This window comes from Streptomyces sp. NPDC026672 (assembly GCF_040638185.1).
Lineage (GTDB): Bacteria > Actinomycetota > Actinomycetes > Streptomycetales > Streptomycetaceae > Streptomyces.
In genome coordinates, this window is record NZ_JBEZXS010000003.1 from 150,065 (window position 1) to 166,153 (window position 16,089).

Here is a 16,089-nt window from a genome sequence, read left to right on the forward strand (position 1 = left end):
TCAGGCCCCCTTCAGGCCGATGTTGAGGTAGTCGAACTCGAAGCCGCGCTCGGCGTATCCGCGCACCTTGCGGGAGATGCCGACGAGACGGTCGGCGAACATCGGGGTCATCGCCCCGCCCCGCTCGATCACCAGCCTCTGTGCCTCGCCGTAGAGTTCGCGGCGCCGCCGGGTGTCGGTCTCGGCGCGCGCCCGGTCCAGGACGGCGTCGAACCCCTTGTCGGACCAGGCGGTCTCGTTGTAGGAGGAGCCGCTGCGGAAGATCTCGGTGAAGAGCTGGTCGACGGGCCGGCCGGTGAACCAGTAGGTGGCCATGAGCGGCTTCTTCATCCAGATCTGCGTGTAGTACGAGTCCGCCGCGGCCGTCCGGACCCGCACCCGGATGCCGGCGCGGCGGGCGGAGTCCTGGTAGGCGAGCGCCATCGGCGTGAACAGCGGGTCGTAGGCCGAGGTGTAGAGGTCGACGGCCAGCCCCTCGTGTCCGGCCTGCTTGAGGAGGTGGCGGGCCCGGTCCGGGTCGTGGGCCGGGTGGGCGGCGACGTGGGCGGGGTCGTCGGGCGGTACGGGGTTGTCCCAGCCGGCGGTGCCCGCGCCCTGGAGGGCGACCTTGACGACATGCTCGGGGTCGTAGGCGAGTTTCATCGCCTGGCGGACCCGGACGTCCGTGAAGGGCTTCTCGGTGGTGAGCATCGGCAGCACGTACCACTGGGCGTTCTTGACGCGGGCGACGGTGGCCCGGTCGGAGGCGGCGACCACCCGGGCGGTCGCGAAGTCCAGGTTGGTCTGGGAGAGCAGGTCGACCTGGCCCGCGAGCAGGGCGCCCGAGCGCGCCGACATGTCGGCGACCGAGTAGAAGGAGATCGCGTCGAGCACGGGCGGGCCGGCCCAGTGGTCGCGGTGGGCGACGACACGGCCGGGGCCCGCGGGGGCGAACGACTCCAGGCGGAAGGGTCCGGTGCCGATGCCGGTGCGGCCGATGCCGGGGGCGCTGCCGTCGGGGACGACGTAGCAGTTGTAGTGCGTCAGCAGGCTGGGGAACTCGGCGTTCGCGGCCTTGAGCGGGACGACGAGGGTGTGGGCGTCCGGGGTGCGCAGCTCGCGCGGGTCGACGAGCGGGGCGAGGACGGCGGCCTGCGGTGACGCGGTGGCCTTGGCGAGGATGTGGCGCAGGGTGTAGACGGCGTCGGCCGCGGTGAACGGGCGGCCGTCGTGGAAGGTGACGCCCTTGCGCAGCCGGAAGGTCCAGGTGCGGGCCCGGGCGTCGCTCTCCCACGACTCGGCGAGGTCGGGGGCGGGTTCGCCGTCGGCGCCGGTGCGCACCAGCCGGTTGTAGAGGGCGCCCAGGTATTCGTACGCGGACAGGGAGCTCGCGGGGTCGAGGGTCTCGGCGTCGGAGGCGGGGGGCCGGGCGATGCGCAGGGTGCCGCCGCGGTCGGGGGCGCCCTTCGGGGCCGTCTCGGGCAGGGTCGGGGCGGCGGTCGCCCCCGCGCACCCGGACAGCAGCCAGGACGCGCCGAACGAGGCCGCGGTGGCCGCGCCCGCGGTGAGCACCGTACGGCGCCCCGGGCGATGGATGTCGGACATGGACCGACCGTCTCCCTCCGCTGTTCGTCCAAGCTATTCGTTCAACGGAACGATTGAGTAAAGTGCGTGAACGATAACCAGCGGACGGTTTCCGGCCAACCCCTCGGGCGCGGAAATTAACCATCCGAAACCCACCGGTAACGCCGCGGCGGCCCCGCCGGGCGCCCCCGAGCCCGTTTGGCCGGAGGCCGGAAAGGCTCGACAATCGCTAGTGCAAGGTGAGCGTCGGGAGTCGGCTCATGGACATGGATTCCGGCAACGCGGGCGACCAGGAGCTGCTGCCCGATCCCACGGCCGTCGTGGTGGTCGACGGCGACGGCCTGGTGACCGGCTGGAACACCGGCGCGACCCGGCTCCTCGGCGACGGCCTGCCTGCCCTGCGCGGCCACCCCTTCGCGGAACTGATCGCCGGCCGCTCCCCCCTGCCGCACGAACCGGTGCCCGCCCCTGGCCAGCTGCTCCTGCGCAAGCTCCACGGGGGCGTCGTGGACGCGGCCCTGACCGTCGTGCCCGTCGAGGGGACGGGCACCCGTCTGCTGTTCGTCGCGCCGGCCGACGAGGCCGCCGAGGAGACCCACGGTGTCGCCGTGCTCCGGGCGATCCGCGCCCAGGACCTGTTCGGCCTGGCCCTGCACGACACGGACCTCCGGCTCGTCTGGACGAACATCACCCAGAAGATGTTCGGCGTCCCCCCGCTCTCGGCGGGCGGCCGGCTGCACGAGTCGATGCACCCGGACGACGCCGCGGCCGTCGAGGCCGTCCTGCGCGAGGTGCTGACCACGGGGAAGCCGGTCGTGGCGCGCCTGCGCCGGATGCACGCCTTCAAGGACCCGGGGCACGCCTGGGCCCTGTCCCTGTCGGCCTTCCGGCTCCACGACAGGAACGGCACCCCGAGCGGCGTCGTGCTGCTGATCCGCGACGCCACCGAGCAGGAGGACATCCGCCGCCACCGCGACCTGCTGCACGAGGCCGCCATCCGCATCGGCTTCTCCCTCGACATCACGGCCACCGCGAAGGCCCTCGCCGCGGTCGTCGCGCCGGGGCTCGCCGACCTCGCCACGGTCGACATGGCGGAGCCCGTGCTGCACGGCGACGAACCGCTGCCCGCGCCCGGCCGCGGCGGCCAGGACCTCGTCCGGGTGGCGACCGCCTCGGCCTCCGGGACCTGGCCCGCCGGGCTGATGGGCGTCGGCCGGCACTATCCGCGGCTGCCGGACAGCCCGACGCTGCGCGACATCCAGAACGGCCGCTCCATCGTGATGGACCGGGCGGCCGTGATCGAGTCCCTCGGCGGCGGCGCGCTCGCCGACCTGCTCGTCCCGGAGGACGCCCACTCGCTGACGGTGGCGCCGCTGTTCGCCCGCGGACTGCTCCTGGGCAGCGTCACGGCCTGGCGCACCGAGGACTCCGCCGCCTTCGGGGAGAGCGACGCCGTGCTGCTCACGGAGATCGCCTCCCGGGCGGCCCTCGGCATCGACAACGCCCGCCGCTACGTGAGCGCGCGGCGGGCCGCGACCGCCCTCCAGGAGCGGCTGCTCCCGTCGGCGACGACCAGTCTGTCCGCGGCGGACACGGCGGCCCTGTACCGCCCGGCCGGCGACGGCATCGGCATCAGCGGCGACTGGTTCGACGTCGTGCCGCTGCCCTCCCTGCGGCTCGCGCTCGTCATCGGCGACGTCACCGGGCACGGTCTGGCGGCCGCGGCCACCATGGGCCGGCTGCGCACCGCCATCCAGACCTATCTGAGCCTCGAACTGCCGCCCGAGGAGGTGCTCGCCCACGCCGAGGACCTGGTGCAGCGGCTCATCGCCGAGGCTCCGCCCGACCAGCACGACGTCATCGGCGCCTCCTGCCTGTGCGCCGTCTACGACCCGACCACGGGCCAGTGCGTCCTCGCGAGCGCGGGCCACCCGCCGCCGGTCCTGGTCGGCCCCGACGGCTCGACGCACCTGGTCGACGTCAGCCCCGGACCGCTCCTGGGCGTCGGCGACGTGCTCTTCGAGTCCGTCGCCGTGGACCTGCCGCCCGGCAGCCTGCTCGCCTTCTACACCGACGGGCTGTTCGCGCGGGACGGCGGAGACATCGAGCGGGGCACCCGGCGGCTGCGGGACGAACTGGGCGCAGCCCTGCGCGCGGGAACGCCCCTGGAGGACGTCGGCGCCCGGCTGCTGGGCACCCCCGGCACCGCGCCCGCGCGCGACGACGTGGCGCTGCTGTTCGCCCGGACCAGGGTGGTGGATCCGGCGAACGTGGCGAGCTGGGAGTTCGCGCCGGTGGCGGCGTCCGTGGCCGAGGCGCGGGCGGCGGCGGCCGGGCAGCTGACCGCCTGGGGGCTGGACGAGATGGCCTTCACCACCGAACTCGTCGTCAGCGAGCTGATGACCAACGCCATCCGCTACGCCGGCGGCCAGGTGGGGCTCCGGCTCGTGCGCGGGGACGTGCTGATCTGCGAGGTCACCGACCCCAGCAACACCCAGCCCCGCCTCATCCGGGCCAAGGAGACCGACGAAGGGGGCCGCGGGCTGTTCATCGTCGCCCAGTGCACCACCCGGTGGGGCTGCCGCTACGGCCACCGGGGCAAGACCATCTGGACCGAGCAGCCGGTGCCGGCCTCGCCCGGGGGCGCGGAACCGGGCCTGGCGCGTGCAGGTACCTGATAGGTACCATGGCGTCATGCCATCGCTGAACGTGTCCTTCACCGACGAGGAAATGGAAGGTGTGCGCTCGGCCGCCGCGGCCGAGGGCAAGAGCCTCAAGCAGTACATGCACGACCTGGGTGTCCGCGAGATGCACCGCAAGCAGTTCGTGGCCGGCGCCTCCGCGTGGGCGGACCGGCTGCGCGAGGAGTTCGACGAGGCGTTCCCGGACGAGGTGCCCCCGGCGCGGCACGGCCGGGGAGCCACCGCCGCCTGATGAGCGAGATCCTCTACGTCGACGTCTCCTGGCTCCTGGACGTGCAGGAGGCCGCCCTCGGCACCGACGACATGTCGGTCACCGACTACTCGGCCCTGGTCGCGGCCGTCGCCCGGCACAGGACGCGGATGCCGACGCTGGAGACGTCGAACCCCGACGCCGCCTGGCGTGCGGCGGCCCTGCTGCACTCGGTCGTACGGCTGGAGCCGCTGCCGCACCGCAACAGCCTGTTCGCCGCGTTCGTCGCGGCCCAGTACATGGACCAGTCCGGGGAGGGCATCGATCCTCCCTACGGCGGGCTGTCCGACCTCGTCAGGAAGGTCCGCGAGACCCGTCTGACGATCTACTCCGTCGCGGACACGCTGCGCTCCTGGCGAATCTGACCGCACCCGTCACGTCCGGACGGAACCAACGGCCCGAAGGGGACCGGCACCCAGTCGTAGCCGTCACCGTCGCGGCGCAGCCGACCGAGGCCCGGGAAGGGCAGATGGGCCGCCGCGACCCACCATCCCCCGTCGGCGGCGAGGCCGAGGACCCGGGCGCGGGCCTCGACGGCGCGGGGTTCGTCACTGTCGATGGCGACGGACACGTGCGGGCAGGGCAGTTGCACGGTGTGGCTGTGCACGGTGTCGCCCCAGAAGAGCACGGGCCGCTCGCCCTCGAAGAGGTAGCCGCTGTGACCGGCGGTGTGCCCGCGCTGGTCGAGGGCGCGCACGCCGGGCAGCGCGTCGAAGGTGTCGAACGTGTCGACCCGGCCGACCCTCCGATAGGGGGCCAGTGCGGAGGCGGCGGCCTCGTGGATCACCTTCGCGACCCCCTCGGCACGCGCCGCGCGCTCCGGGTCGAGCCAGTGGTCGGCCTCGGCACGCGCCACGTGCACGGTGGCGCGCGGGTAGACGGCCGCGCCGTCCTCGGTGACGAGTCCCCCGCTGTGGTCGGGGTGGAGGTGCGTGATCAGGACGTGCTCGACATCCTCGGGGGCGGTCCCGGCGGCGGACAGCGCGTCCGGCAGGTGCCCGGTGTCGGGGCCGAGGGTGGCGCCGCTGCCGGCGTCGACGAGGACACGGGTGCCGCGGTGCTCCACGAGGAACGCGAGGACGGCCGTGCGCGGGTCGCCCTCCTCGGGCAGGAAGGCGTCGGTGAGACGCCGGCGTATCTCGTGGCCGGGGGCACCGCGCAGGTCGTCGGCAAGGATGGGCACGTAGCCGTCGTACAGGGCGGTGATCAGGAGGTCGCCGAGGCGGAACCGCTGGAAGCCGGGGGCCTGGCGCGGTGACCGGACGGTCATGCGGGTCCTTCCGTGAGGTGTGCTCGCGGTACGGGGGGTCGAGGGGACCGGGGAGGCGGGCGCCGGTCGGTCCCGGGTGACGGCGGCGAGGAACCGCTCCAGCGTCGTGGGGGTGGTGACGCGCCGGCCGGGGGTCAGCATCCGGATGCGGCCCTCGGCCACGTCGAGGGTCATGGCGACCGTGCCGTCGGCCATGGGTCCGGAGAACCCGTCGGCGACGAGGGCGGCGCGGACCTCCGCGGGCGTCCGCACGGCGTAGGTGGCCGCGGCGGCTCCGACGGCCTCCCCGATCAGCCGGGTCGCCTCGCGCAGGGTGCGCGGGGCGGGGCCGGCCACCTCCACCGGGCCCGGGACGAAGTCCCGCTCGCCGCGCAGGAGTTCGGCCGCGACCCGGCCGATGTCCGCGGTGGCGGTCATCGGCAGCGAGAGGTCCGGGGGCAGGATGCCGCCCGTGGAGCCGGTGCGGCGGACGGCGTCGATGTCGGCCAGCAGGTTCTCCATGAACCAGCCCACGCGCAGGTGGACCGCCGGGACACCGGTCGCGTCGATCGCCTCCTCCAGCCGCCGCAGCCCCCACACCGGGCCGCGGGCGCCCGGGAAGCCTGCGGCCCAGCCGCTCAGGGTCACCACCCGGCGCAGCCGCCCGTGCCGGAATGCCTCCCGTACGGCGCGCGCCTGCGCGTCGACGGCGGCCCGCTGGTACGCGGCGAAGTCGGGGCTGTCCGGGACGAGTCCCGGCGCGAGCATGACGAACGCGCCGGTCGCCCCGGCCAGGGCCGCGGTGAGCCGGTCCGGGTCGTCCAGGGCGCTGACGTACGTGTGCGCGCCGCGCTCGGCGTACGGGCGCAGCCGTCCGTGGTCGCGTCCGACGGCCAGGACCGGGGAGCCGGCGTCCAGCAGGGCCCGTACGACCGCCGAACCGGTGGCGCTCGTGGCCGCCGTCACGACGACCGGGCCCCGTTCCTCGTCCGGGCGGCGCACGGGGGTGCCGTCGTCCGGGATGTGCATGACGTTCATGCCGCCCACTGTGGTGGGACCCTGTCCCGCCATCCAGACCATGCCGTGGGTACCCGGCCGGGTGTCCACGGCATGGGCAGGCACCGCCCGGGGCGCCTTGCGACACTGGTGGCATGGGTGAGAGGTGGTCGGCGGCGTCGGAGCTCGGCGCGTTCCTGCGCAGCCGCAGGGCGGCCGTCAGCCCCGAGGAGGCCGGCCTGGCCACCTACGGGCAGCGCCGGGTGCCGGGGCTGCGGCGCGAGGAACTGGCCGAGCTCGCGGGGATCAGCGTCACCTACTACACCCGGCTGGAACAGGGGGAGAGCCACCGGATCTCGGACGCGGTGCTGGACTCCCTCGCGCGGGTCCTGCGGCTGGCGCCGGACGAGCGCGCCCATCTGGTGCGGCTGGCGATGCCCAGCCGGACGGTGCTGCGCGGCGAGGAGCCGGAGCGGGTGCGTCCCGCGGTCCGGGCCCTGGTGGACGCGGCGGCCGGGCAGGCCGCGATCATCGTCGGGCGGCGTGCGGACCTCCTCGGCGGCAACCGGCTCGGCCACGCCCTGTGGGGGCTGCCCGCGCCGGACCCCGCGTCCGGCGGGCCCCTCCCGAACATCGCCCGCGTCACGTTCCTCGACGCCGCCGCCCGCGACCTCTTCCCGGACTGGACGGCCCAGGCCCGGGACATCACGGCCTATCTCCGGCTGGCGGCGGCGCGCCATCCGGACGACCGTGAACTCCATGCGCTGATCGGCGAACTCAGCGTCCGCAGCGAGGAGTTCTCCGTGATCTGGTCGAGTCATCCGGTGCGGGACTGCCTGCATTCCGTGCGGGAGTACCACCATCCGCGGGTCGGTGCCATGGTCCTCGACGAGGAGATCGTCCGTCTGACCGACGACCCCGGGATGCGCATCGTGTTCAGCGGCGCGCGGGAGGGCACCCCCTCGGCGGAACGCCTGGCCAGACTCGCCGACCTGGCCGGGGGCCGCGTCGGCCGGCGTTCGCCCTGAGTGCCCCCGGGATTCCCGGGAACGGACCACGCGCAGACTCCTGGTGGGCCGGGCGTCACCGTCGGGTGCTCCGCGACGCCGACGCCCTCAGTGGCGGAGCAACGCCGGGCCGGGCCCGGACGGTGGCACCGGCCGCCCCGCTCCCGGGCACCGCCGGACGTGCCCCCGGGCACGGCGTCCCGTCGCGCGGCCCGGGTCAGCCGACGCTCTCGGTCTCGCGGTCGATGAGTTCCTGGACCCGGCCCGAGGCGTAGATGCCGTCCACGAGGAGCTGGGACAGGCCCATGACGGCGGCGTCCGGGTCCAGCGCGCTGCGTACGATCTGGAGGTTGCGGGTGGCGAGCGGCAGCGATCGGCGGTAGACGACCTCACGGATTCCGGCGAACAACTGCTCGTCGGTGTGGGCGAGTTGGCCGCCGATGGCGATGACTCGCGGGTTGAACATGTTGACCGCGTCGGCGATGGCGACGCCGAGTATGCGAGCCGCGCGGCGGGCGAGCCGGACCGCGGTGAGGTCTCCGGAGCGGATCAGGCGGACGGCGTCGTTGACGCTGGTGACGTCGTGCCCGGCGGCCCGCAGATCGCGGACCATGGCCCAGCCCCCCGCGTACGCCTCCACGCAGCCGGTGTTGCCGCACCGGCACACGGGCGGCTCCTCGACGTCCTCGACGGTGACCTGGATGTGGCCGACGTCCCCGGCCGCGCCGTCGGCGCCCCGGTGGATCCGCCCACCGGCGATCATCCCGGTGCCGACGCCGGTGCCGATCTTGACCATGAGCAGGTGGTCGACGTCCGGGTAGCGCAGGCGCTGTTCGCCGTACGCCATGGCGTTGACGTCCTTGTCGACCAGGACGGGGCAGTCGTAGCGCGGTCCGATGCGGCCGGGGATGTCGTAGCGGTCCCAGCCGGTCATGATCGGCGGGCTGACGACCCGTCCGGTCGCGAAGTCGACGGGGCCGGGCACGTCGATGCCGACGCCCAGCACGTCCGCCTCCGACTGCCCGGTCTCCGCGAGGAGTTCGGAGAAGAGACCTTCGACGAGGGCCAGCACGGTCTCGGGTCCCGCGGTCACGTCCGAGGCGACCTCGCGCTCGGCGCGGACCTCGCCGGCCAGGTCGCACAGCGCGGTGCGCAGTCCGGTGGCGCCGATGTCGGCGACGAGCAGGACACCCTTGTTGCGGTTGACGACGAACCGTCCGGCGGGACGGCCCCGGGTGCGGGCGTCCTCGGGGGCGGGGACGAGCAGACCGGCGGCCAGCAGTCCTTCCAGGCGCTGGTTGACCGTCGTGCGCGACAGACCGGTGTGCTGCACGACGTCGGTCTTGGTGAGCCCCTCGGCGATGTCGCGGAAGAGGGCCAGGATCTCGCCCGGTCCGGTCCCGGTCCGGGGTGAGGCTGTGTTCGGCGTATCCACTCGCACACTCTAGCTATGACGGACACTGGACGGAAGTCGACCTACTTACGGCAGAAAAAGTCGAAAGAAGTATTGCCAGTCACCATAACGAGTCGTACCGTCTGCCCTATCCAGCGGGAAAGGGACAAGCCCCATGCGTACGAATCTCAGAGCCGTGAGAGACCGGGCCACAGCGCGTCCGGGTTCCGGGCGTCATGCCGCCGCCTGCGCGATCGCCCTGGCCGTCACCGGCACCCTGGCGCTGAGCGCCTGCGGCTCCGGCGGCTCGTCGGACTCCGGTTCGGGCGGCGGCACCAAGGTCGCCGCCGTGATCAAGGGGCTGGACAACCCCTTCTTCCAGAGCATGGAACAGGGCATCCAGGCACAGGCCAAGGCCGGCGGGGTGTCGGTCACCGTGCAGGCCGCCAACTCGATCACGGACACCACCGGCCAGGCGGACAAGCTCACCGGCCTCGCCGGACAGCAGTACGGCTGCTTCGTCGTCAACCCGATCTCCGCCACCAACCTCGTACAGGGCCTGGCCAGGGTCGCCGCGGCGAAGAAGCCCATCGTCAACATCGACAGCCCCGTGGACGCGAAGGCCGCCGCCGCGGCGAAGGCGACGCCCGCCACCTACATCGGCACGGACAACGTCGACGCCGGGAAGACGGCCGGCGCCCAGATGGCGAAGCTCCTGCCGCAGGGCGGGAACGTCGCCGTGATCGGCGGGATCGCCGGTGACGTCACCAGCGGCGCCCGTGTCGACGGCTTCCGGCAGGGCGTCGGACCGGACGTGAAGGTCGTCCAGAGCGTCGCCGCCGACTGGGACCGGCAGACGGCGCTGACCGCGGCGACCGACGTGCTGCGCGCCCACCCGGACCTCAAGGGCTTCTTCGTCGCCAACGACGACATGGGGCTCGGCGTCTCCCGCGCCGTCGCCAACGCCGGGAAGACCGGCCGGGTGAAGGTCATCAGCGTCGACGGCATCAAGGACGCGCTGGAGGCGGTGAAGGCCGGCACGCTCGACGCGACCGTGGCCCAGTACCCGTACACCATCGGGCAGATGGGCGTGGAGGCGTGCCGGGCGGCCGTCGACGGCAAGACGCTGCCCAAGAACGTCAAGGCCCCCGTGGAACTCGTCACCAAGGCCGACGCGGACAAGGCGCTGGCCAGCACTCCGAAACCGTTCGGCAGCTATGACGACCCGTTCAAGACGCTCACCAAGTGACCCGGCGGACGGGCGCCCGGGAGGACGGAACACCATGAGTGAGGCAACGCTCGCGGCGAAGCAGGGCGGTCCCGGCCCCCGGGCCCGGGCGGCCCGGCTGCGCGACGTCGGCTTCTGGGCCGAATGGGCCGCGCTGGTCGGTCTGATCGTGCTGGTCGTCGTCTTCCAGAGCGCCGACTCGACCTTCCTCAGCAGCGGCAACGTGCAGTCGATGCTCGTGGCCGCGGCCATCCTGATCATCCTGGCCGTCGGCCAGACCTTCGTGATCGCGACCGCCGGCATCGATCTGTCGATCGCCTCCACGATGACGCTCGGCGCGGTCGCCTTCGGCCAGGCGTACCAGGCGGGTTGGGGGCTCGGCCCGTCGAGCCTCCTGGCGGTCGTGGCCGCGGCCGCGGTGGGCGTGGCCAACGGGCTGATCGTCGCCCGGGGGAAAATCACCGACTTCATCGTCACCCTGGGCACGCTGTCGGCGGCCTCCGGGCTCGCGCTGATCCTGTCCGACGGCAAGCCCGTGACCGTCGTCGACAGCACCCTGCTCGAACTGTCCACCGGCGGCCTCGGCGTGCTCGGCTGGACCTTCCTGATCGCGGCGGGTGTCGCCGTCGTCGCCCATGTGGTGCTGTTCCACACCCGGTTCGGCACCCACGTCCTCGCCACCGGCGGCGCACCGGAGTCGGCGACCGCCATGGGCATCAGCACCGCCCGGGTGAAGATCGCCGTGTACGCGATCTCGGGTGTGCTCGCCGGGCTCGGCTCCGTACTGCTGGTGGCGCGGGTGGGCGCCGCCGAACCGGCCGCGAACACCTCGTTCCTGCTCAACTCCGTGGCCGCGGTGGTGCTCGGCGGGGTCAGCCTCTTCGGCGGCCGGGGCACGATCACCGGCCCCGTCATCGGAGCGCTGCTGCTGACCGCCCTGGTCAACGGGCTGACGCTGCTCGGTGTCTCGCAGTTCTACCAGCCGCTGTCCGTCGGCATCGTCGTGGTGCTCGCGGCCTTCCTTACGAGGTTCCAGCGATGACCCGTCCCCTGCCCTCCGACAAGCCGTCCGCCGTCGCGGAGCCACTGGTCAGCGTCGAGGACGTCTCGCTGTCCTTCGGCAACGTGCGCGCGCTCCAGAACGTGTCGCTCACCCTGCGCCCCGGCGAGATCACCGCCCTCGTGGGCGACAACGGCGCCGGCAAGTCCACCCTGGTGCGCTGTGTCGCGGGCATCCACCGCCCGGACGGCGGCCGCATCCTGTTCGACGGCGCCCCGATCGACTTCCACTCCCCCGAGGACGCCCGCACCGCCGGCATCGAGACCGTGCACCAGAACCTGGCGCTGGTCGAGGACCTGACCGTGTGGCAGAACCTGTTCCTCAACCGGGAACTGGTGCGCCGCTTCGGACCCGTCGCCTTCCTGGACCGCCGCTCCATGCAGCGGCGTGCCCAGGAGATGGTGTCCGCGCTCGCGGTCAACGTGCCCGCGGTCGGCTCCCGGGTGCGCCGGCTGTCCGGCGGCCAGCGGCAGGCGGTCGCCATCTGCCGTGCGGCGGGCTTCAGTTCACGCCTGGTCATCATGGACGAGCCGACCGCCGCGCTCGGCGTCCAGGAGACCGCCAAGGTCGAGGACCTGATCCTCAAGCTGCGCGACGACGGCCACACCGTGCTGCTGATCAGCCACAACTTCCCGCAGGTGATGCGGCTGAGCGACCAGGTGTGGGTCATGCGTGCCGGCCGCTGCGTCGCGGGCCGGCGCACCGCCGGCACCACCGGTGACGAGATCGTCGCCCTCATCACGGGGGCCCGCAATGACTGAGGAGACCCGCTCCATGACCGTCCCGAACCCGATCGGCGTGCACGCCCTCGTCTGGGCGGGCGACACCTCGCCCGCCTCCGTCAGCCACGCGATCGCCCGCACCGCGGCGGCCGGGTTCGACCTGCTGGAGCTGTCGCTGCACGACTCGGTCAACCTCGACGTCGACCGGGCCCGCGCGGAACTCGCCGAGGCCGGTCTGAAGGTGGCGTGCTCCCGGGGGCTCGCCTTCGACGCGGACGTCTCCAGCAGCGATCCCGCCGTCGTCGAACGCGGCGAGAAGCTGCTGCACGACTCGCTCGCCGTCACCCACGGACTCGGCGGTACGCACTTCACCGGCGCCCTCTACAGCGCGCTCGGCAAGTACGGCGCACCGCTGAGCCCCGAGGGACGGGGCAACGTCGTCTCCGTGCTGCGGCGGCTCGCCCGGGAGGCCCGCCCGCTCGGCATGACGCTCGGCCTGGAGGTCTGCAACCGCTACGAGACCAACGTCGTCAACACCGCCCACGACGCCCTGCGCCTCGCCGACGACATAGGCGAGGACAATGTCCTGGTGCACCTGGACACGTACCACATGAACATCGAGGAGGACGACCTCGTACGGCCCGTCCGCGAGGTCGGCGACCGGCTCGGCTACGTCCACATCGGCGAGAACCACCGGGGCTACCTCGGCTCCGGCCATCTGGACTTCACGTCCTTCTTCCACGCGCTCGCCGACATCGGTTACCGCGGCCCCGTCACCTTCGAGTCGTTCTCCTCCGCCGTGGTCGCGCCGGGCCTGTCCAACGACCTCGCGGTCTGGCGCGACCTCTGGTCCGACGGCGACGACCTGGCCCGGCACGCCCGGGGCTTCATCGCCCAGCACCTGGCGGCGAGCGTCCGCGCATGACCTTCGACGACCTCCTCGAACGGGCCGCCGCCCTGGCGGCCCCCGGTGGCCGGGCGATCCTCGGCATCACCGGCAGCCCGGGCGCCGGGAAGACCACGCTCGCCGAGCGGCTGGTCCGGGAGCTCAACGGCGACGGGCCGCCCTGGGTCGCGCACGTGCCGATGGACGGCTTCCACCTCGCCGACGTGGAGCTCGACCGGCTCGGCCGCCGGGACCGCAAGGGCGCCCCTGACACCTTCGACGCGGCCGGGTACGCGGCCCTGCTGCGACGGCTCCGCGAACAGCGGCACCCGGACCGCGGGGGCGACGGGGGCGAGGGGCGCTCCGCGGACGGATACACCGGCGGATACGTCGGCGGGTGCGACGGCATCGTGTACGCGCCGGGCTTCGAGCGGGTCCTGGAGCAGCCGATCGCGGGCGCCGTCCCGGTACCGCCCTCGGCCCGGCTGGTCGTCACGGAGGGCAACTACCTCCTGCTGGAGACCGGCGCCTGGCCGCGGGTGCGCGGAGAACTCGACGAGGTGTGGTTCTGCGACCTCGACGACGAGGAGCGCGTCCGCCGGCTCGTCGCCCGGCACGAGGAGTTCGGCAAGGACCACGACGCGGCCGTGGCCTGGGTGCTCGGCACCGATCAGCGCAACGCCGACCTGGTGGCGACCACACGGGCCCGGGCGGACCTGGTCGTGCCCGCGCTGCCGTAGGGCGGGCGCCGTACGGCGTGGGGAGGGGCGGGCGGAACTCCTGACCGTTCGTCAACTCCCCTGGCCCGCAGGGCGGTTACGGCCGGAGACCCGCCCGCGCCGCGCCGCCGGACGTACGGCTTCCGCGCCACAAGATGTGCCGCACCGGGGCCGGGCGTACGGTGGCGAGGGACACACCGGGGTGTCCTCGGGCCGAGGGGGCGAGCCCGCTCGCGCCCGCGCACGGCGTCTCCCCCGCCGCGCCGCACCCGCACCCCGGGGATCTCGTGCTTCAACCGGTCGAGCAGAGGATTCCGCAATGGGCACAGTCACCACCGATGACGGCACGACCATCTTCTACAAGGACTGGGGGCCGCGCGACGGGCAGCCGGTCGTCTTCCACCACGGCTGGCCGCTGAGCGCGGACGACTGGGACAACCAGATGCTGTTCTTCCTGTCGCACGGCTACCGGGTGATCGCCCACGATCGCCGCGGCCACGGCCGCTCCAGCCAGACCGCGACGGGCCACGACATGGACACCTACGCCGCCGACGTGGCCGCGCTGACCGACGCGCTCGACCTGCGCGGCGCCTTCCACATCGGGCACTCGACGGGCGGCGGCGAGGTGGCGCGGTACGTGGCACGCGCCAAGCAGGGTCGGGTCGCGAAGGCGGCCCTGGTCAGCGCGGTGCCGCCGATCATGGTGAAGTCGGACTCCAACCCGGGCGGGCTGCCGATCGAGGTCTTCGACGAGCTGCGCGCCGCCCTGGCCGCCAACCGTTCGCAGTTCTACATCGACCTGCCCACGGGCCCGTTCTACGGGTTCAACCGGCCGGGCGCGAAGGTGTCGCAGGGGCTCATCGACAACTGGTGGCGGCAGGGCATGATGGGCGCGGCCAACGCCCACTACGAGTGCATCAAGGCGTTCTCCGAGACCGACTTCAACGAGGACCTGAAGCGGATCGACGTCCCGGTCCTCGTCGCCCACGGCACCGACGACCAGATCGTGCCCTACGCGGACGCAGGACCGCTGTCGGCCGAGATCCTGAGCAACGGCACGCTCAAGAGCTACGAGGGCCTGCCGCACGGCATGCTGTCGACCCACCCGGAGATCCTCAACCCGGACATCCTGGAGTTCCTGAAGTCGTAGCCCCCGGGCCCCACGGCACACCACGCGCCGCCCCGCCGCTCGCTGTGGCGGGGCGGTGGCCGTGGGGCGATCCTGGAGACCACGGGACGAGAAGGGGGCCGGGGACGGGAAAGGCGGGCGTGCGATGGCGGACACGCGGGCCGAGCGGATCGCCGACCTCATCGGACCGCTGCGGGTGAAACCCGGAACACCGGTCGACCTGAGCAGCGACTTCGACCCCCGCTACCGGGCCGGTCTGAAGAAGAGCCGCGGCGTGGAGCTGCTGAGGACGGGTGTGGAACTGCTCGCCGAGTTCCAGGAGCGGCTGGCCGCCCAGGACACCTACGGCGTCCTGCTGTGTCTCCAGGCGCTCGACGCCGGGGGCAAGGACGGCACGATCCGGCACGTCATGAGCGGGGTCAATCCCCAGGGCGTGAAGGTGAGCAGCTTCAAGGTGCCCTCGGCCGAGGAGCTGGACCACGACTACCTGTGGCGCTACGCCCGCCGGCTGCCCGCGCGCGGCGAGATCGCCATCTTCAACCGCTCGCACTACGAGGAGGTCCTCGTCGTACGGGTGCACCCGGAGAACCTCACCCGGCAGCGGCTGCCCGAGGACGCGCGCGGCCCGGACGTCTGGGAGCGCAGGTACCGCGAGATCAACGACTGGGAACGCCATCTGACGGACAACGGGTTCAAGGTGGTCAAGGTCTTCCTGAACCTCTCCCGTGAGGAGCAGCGCGTCCGTTTCCTGAAGCGGATCGACCTGCCGGAGAAGAACTGGAAGTTCTCGGGCGCCGACGTCCGCGAGCGCCACTACTGGGACGACTACCAGCGGGCGTTCTCCGAGATGCTCTCCGCGACCAGCACGCCGTGGGCCCCGTGGTACGTCGTGCCCGCCGACCGGAAGTGGTTCGCGCGCATCTGCACCGCCGCGGTCCTGGCACACACGCTCATCGGCATCGACCCCCGGTTCCCGACGGTGGGCGCGGACGCCCGCAAGGCGCTCCGGGCGGCCCGGCGCGCACTGGAGGCCGAGGCACCCGCGGGCGCCGCGGCCGACCCCTACGCACAGGCGCACCCGCACGGGGCGGAGCGCCGGGAGGCGGAGCGCCGCGACGGAAAGAGCGGCGGCGGCAGGCACCGCGGCGGGAAGCGCTGAGACCGGGCGCGGAACCGGAGGTCGGG

The 16,089-nt window shown here is 73.1% G+C and carries 14 protein-coding genes; 11 read left to right on the forward strand and 3 right to left on the reverse strand.

The window, feature by feature from the left end:
- Nucleotides 1-1,584: an ABC transporter substrate-binding protein gene (locus AB0F77_RS04005; RefSeq protein WP_361941001.1), complete on the reverse strand. Its 1,584-nt coding sequence runs from the start codon at nt 1,582-1,584 to the stop codon at nt 1-3.
- Nucleotides 1,585-1,823: 239 nt separating this feature from the next.
- Here AB0F77_RS04005 and AB0F77_RS04010 point away from each other — a divergent pair, with 239 nt between their 5' ends.
- Genes AB0F77_RS04010 through AB0F77_RS04020 form a run of 3 tightly spaced genes read left to right on the forward strand, consistent with a single transcriptional unit; the run spans nt 1,824 to nt 4,880 of the window.
- On the forward strand, nt 1,824-4,241 hold the full coding sequence (locus AB0F77_RS04010) for a SpoIIE family protein phosphatase (RefSeq protein WP_361941003.1): 2,418 nt from the start codon (nt 1,824-1,826) through the stop codon (nt 4,239-4,241).
- A gap of 16 nt (nt 4,242-4,257) precedes the next feature.
- Nucleotides 4,258-4,497, forward strand: coding sequence for a hypothetical protein (locus AB0F77_RS04015; protein WP_361941005.1), 240 nt, complete (start codon nt 4,258-4,260; stop codon nt 4,495-4,497).
- Complete coding sequence (locus AB0F77_RS04020; protein WP_361941008.1) at nt 4,497-4,880, forward strand: toxin Doc; 384 nt, start codon at nt 4,497-4,499, stop codon at nt 4,878-4,880. The genes AB0F77_RS04015 and AB0F77_RS04020 overlap by 1 nt, the downstream gene beginning before the upstream one ends.
- On the opposite strand, the gene AB0F77_RS04025 is transcribed toward AB0F77_RS04020, so the two are convergent.
- The gene (locus tag AB0F77_RS04025) at nt 4,841-6,802 is read right to left on the reverse strand and encodes an MBL fold metallo-hydrolase (protein WP_361941011.1); all 1,962 of its coding nucleotides are present in this window, start codon (nt 6,800-6,802) and stop codon (nt 4,841-4,843) included. The genes AB0F77_RS04020 and AB0F77_RS04025 overlap by 40 nt on opposite strands.
- Before the next feature lie 113 nt (nt 6,803-6,915).
- On the opposite strand from AB0F77_RS04025, the gene AB0F77_RS04030 reads away from it, so the two are divergent.
- A complete protein-coding gene (locus AB0F77_RS04030; RefSeq protein ID WP_361941014.1) occupies nt 6,916-7,788 on the forward strand; it encodes a helix-turn-helix transcriptional regulator in 873 nt (290 codons plus the stop codon).
- A 196-nt stretch (nt 7,789-7,984) separates the two neighbouring features.
- Here the strand turns inward: AB0F77_RS04030 and AB0F77_RS04035 are convergent, their stop codons facing one another.
- Nucleotides 7,985-9,202, reverse strand: coding sequence for an ROK family protein (locus tag AB0F77_RS04035; RefSeq protein ID WP_361941017.1), 1,218 nt, complete (start codon nt 9,200-9,202; stop codon nt 7,985-7,987).
- 133 nt (nt 9,203-9,335) lie between these two features.
- Between AB0F77_RS04035 and AB0F77_RS04040 the strand changes: the two genes are divergently transcribed.
- The 7 genes from AB0F77_RS04040 to AB0F77_RS04070 all read left to right on the forward strand — a co-directional run bounded on the left by AB0F77_RS04040 (nt 9,336) and on the right by AB0F77_RS04070 (nt 16,063).
- On the forward strand, nt 9,336-10,409 hold the full coding sequence (locus AB0F77_RS04040) for a substrate-binding domain-containing protein (RefSeq protein WP_361941020.1): 1,074 nt from the start codon (nt 9,336-9,338) through the stop codon (nt 10,407-10,409).
- Nucleotides 10,410-10,443: 34 nt separating this feature from the next.
- The gene (locus tag AB0F77_RS04045) at nt 10,444-11,430 is read left to right on the forward strand and encodes an ABC transporter permease (protein ID WP_361941023.1); all 987 of its coding nucleotides are present in this window, start codon (nt 10,444-10,446) and stop codon (nt 11,428-11,430) included.
- On the forward strand, nt 11,427-12,209 hold the full coding sequence (locus AB0F77_RS04050) for an ATP-binding cassette domain-containing protein (RefSeq protein WP_361941026.1): 783 nt from the start codon (nt 11,427-11,429) through the stop codon (nt 12,207-12,209). Before AB0F77_RS04045 ends, AB0F77_RS04050 begins: the two co-directional genes overlap by 4 nt.
- Nucleotides 12,210-12,222: 13 nt before the next feature.
- Nucleotides 12,223-13,095, forward strand: coding sequence for a sugar phosphate isomerase/epimerase family protein (locus AB0F77_RS04055; RefSeq protein ID WP_361941029.1), 873 nt, complete (start codon nt 12,223-12,225; stop codon nt 13,093-13,095).
- A complete protein-coding gene (locus AB0F77_RS04060; protein WP_361941032.1) occupies nt 13,092-13,796 on the forward strand; it encodes a nucleoside/nucleotide kinase family protein in 705 nt (234 codons plus the stop codon). Before AB0F77_RS04055 ends, AB0F77_RS04060 begins: the two co-directional genes overlap by 4 nt.
- A gap of 298 nt (nt 13,797-14,094) precedes the next feature.
- Nucleotides 14,095-14,925: an alpha/beta hydrolase gene (locus AB0F77_RS04065; protein WP_361941035.1), complete on the forward strand. Its 831-nt coding sequence runs from the start codon at nt 14,095-14,097 to the stop codon at nt 14,923-14,925.
- A gap of 124 nt (nt 14,926-15,049) precedes the next feature.
- The gene (locus AB0F77_RS04070) at nt 15,050-16,063 is read left to right on the forward strand and encodes a polyphosphate kinase 2 family protein (protein ID WP_361941038.1); all 1,014 of its coding nucleotides are present in this window, start codon (nt 15,050-15,052) and stop codon (nt 16,061-16,063) included.
- The last annotated feature ends 26 nt before the right edge of the window (nt 16,064-16,089 follow it).